Genomic DNA, 2,092 nt, shown 5'->3' with positions numbered 1-2,092 from the left:
TCTGTCGAAGGGGTCAGGTGTCGAAAGGTTGTTCGCGCAACTTTCGGCACCGCTCGACCAAATTTTTGGGTGATCATCAAGCTGCACACTCACAGCTATAAGTCAAAAATCTACCCTATCTAGCCTTTTCAAGCAAGCTAAAAAGACGCTGTGAATCTGGCATCGTCGCGAAGCTTAACATTGCGGTTTTTGGTGGTTTTAGTCACCCCTTTTGGGGTAGACCATGAGGAGACTTAACAACAATGGATGTGGATGCGGTTGTCAAACAACTGAGCTGGATTGAACGGGTCGCTAGCCGAGTTTGGGTGGTTTTAACGCTGATGATGCTGGCGTCGCTTTGCTTTTTGGTGAAAGCTGAAGGGCAGATCTGGCAAAAATACGTTTACTCAGTGCTGGCGTTGATAGCAATGGTCTGGCTTTATCCGCTCTATACGTTTGGCTTTCGGCTAGTGCCCGGTTTAATTGGCAATATTGCCGTTGGCCTTTTAGCAGCGTGGGTGGTGTGGTTTGTGTCGGCCAGTTCAGCGATCGCTGCTTATTTAATTGTTCCCGTCATTATCTGGTTATCGGTCGCAACCGTCTACGTAATTTTACTTTTGCTGAACAACCAGACGACTCTGTAAAACCACTGATTCCCGCTTAGAAGATAGCCTTCCTTCTTCTGTATTCTGCGCAAATGATAGGTGCATCAGCGCTGATATCGCGATCGCCCGCCGCATTGAGCCACGGCAAGGGCTGCAAACTGCTGACAAAAAAGCTTTCCTGCTGCCCTCTACGCTTACCCTTTTGCCTTTGGCTATATAAACTTTAATCGCAGCTATAAGCCGCTTTAAGAGGGGGCACGCTAAAGTAAAAGTGACCCCACTGAGTTTAAGTTCAGGCGGTAACGTTTTATGACTGAGTCGGTAATGGTTCGCATCAACCCCATCTCACTGGCAAGGTCAGAGCGTTTCGTCTGCGTCACTTTGGGCTAGACAACCTCTGTAAACCTTGCCCAACAGGTTTACTTGAGGATATTTCAACCATGACATTGCAACAATTTGGTTGGTGCGATCGCTTTGCTCAGGCATTCAACGCGATCGCCCCTGCTGGCTTTGCCGTCGGCAGAGTTTTAGTTGAGCAGCGGCAGCGCTACCAGCTTTGGACAGAAAACGGCGAAGTCGCCGCCGTGGTCAGCGGCAAGTTTCGCCATGAAGCTACTCAAGCGTCAGATTTTCCGGCTGTAGGCGACTGGGTTGTGATTCAGCCAGAAGTTGTGCCTGCCCTAATTCAGGCCGTGCTACCGCGCGCTAGCCAGTTCGCCCGCAAAGTAGCCGGGAGCCAAACGGCAGCTCAGGTCATCGCCGCCAATATAGACACGGTGTTTATTGTCTGTGGCTTAGATGGCGACTTTAACCTGCGCCGAATTGAACGCTACCTTACCCTGATTTGGCAAAGTGGTGCTAACCCGGTGATTTTGCTCAATAAAATAGACGTTTGCGATCGCCTCGAACTCAAGCTAGCGGCAGTAGAAGCGATCGCCTTTGGTGTGCCTGTAATTGGCCTTAGCGCCTTGCAAAATCAAGGTTTAGAAGCACTTAACCCTTTCTTGCTCCCCGGCAAAACCATCGCCCTAATTGGCTCCTCTGGCGTTGGCAAATCTACCCTCACCAATCAGCTTTTGGGGCATACCGCTCAGGCCACCCAAGCCGTCCGCCTAGACGATAGCCGTGGTCGCCACACCACAACCCAGCGGCAGCTTTGGCAACTGCCTTCCGGGGCACTGCTAATTGACACGCCCGGTCTGCGAGAAGTTCAGCTTTGGTCTACAGCCGACAGTGTGCAGGAAACCTTTGCTGATATTGAAGCGATCGCCGCTGATTGCCACTTTCGCGACTGCCACCACCAGCAAGAACCGGGCTGTGCCGTACAGCAAGCCCTAGCAGCGGGTACGCTAGAGCAGCATCGACTCGCCAGTTACCAAAAGCTACAGCGTGAGCAAGCCTACCTCGCTCAACGACAAGACCAGCACAACAGCAAAGCCCGCTGGAAGCAGATTCATAAAGCCATGCGCCAACATCCCAAACGGCAATAAAAAGTTGTCCGTAATCGT

The 2,092-nt window shown here is 51.5% G+C and carries 2 protein-coding genes; both read left to right on the top strand.

The window, feature by feature from the left end; all coding sequences use genetic code 11:
* Nucleotides 1–242: 242 nt before the first annotated feature.
* Nucleotides 243–623: a hypothetical protein gene (locus ACTS3T_RS18340; protein WP_377963397.1), complete on the top strand. Its 381-nt coding sequence runs from the start codon at nucleotides 243–245 to the stop codon at nucleotides 621–623.
* Nucleotides 624–1,024: 401 nt separating this feature from the next.
* A complete protein-coding gene (rsgA, locus tag ACTS3T_RS18335) occupies nucleotides 1,025–2,074 on the top strand; it encodes a ribosome small subunit-dependent GTPase A (RefSeq protein ID WP_462935322.1) in 1,050 nt (349 codons plus the stop codon).
* Nucleotides 2,075–2,092 lie beyond the last annotated feature (18 nt).

Origin of the sequence: Almyronema sp. (genome assembly GCF_052168255.1) — a bacterium.
In the GTDB taxonomy this organism is placed as follows: domain Bacteria; phylum Cyanobacteriota; class Cyanobacteriia; order Phormidesmidales; family Phormidesmidaceae; genus Sphaerothrix; species Sphaerothrix epifaneia.
Note: the sequence above shows the minus strand (reverse complement) of the source record. Positions and strands in the feature narration are given on the sequence as shown.

Bases quoted from the DNA above. Each gene is read 5' to 3' on its own strand.
- rsgA (WP_462935322.1), top strand. From the start codon at position 1,025: ATGACATTGCAACAATTTGGTTGGTGCGATCGCTTTGCTCAGGCATTC.
- ACTS3T_RS18340 (WP_377963397.1), top strand. From the start codon at position 243: ATGGATGTGGATGCGGTTGTCAAACAACTGAGCTGGATTGAACGGGTC.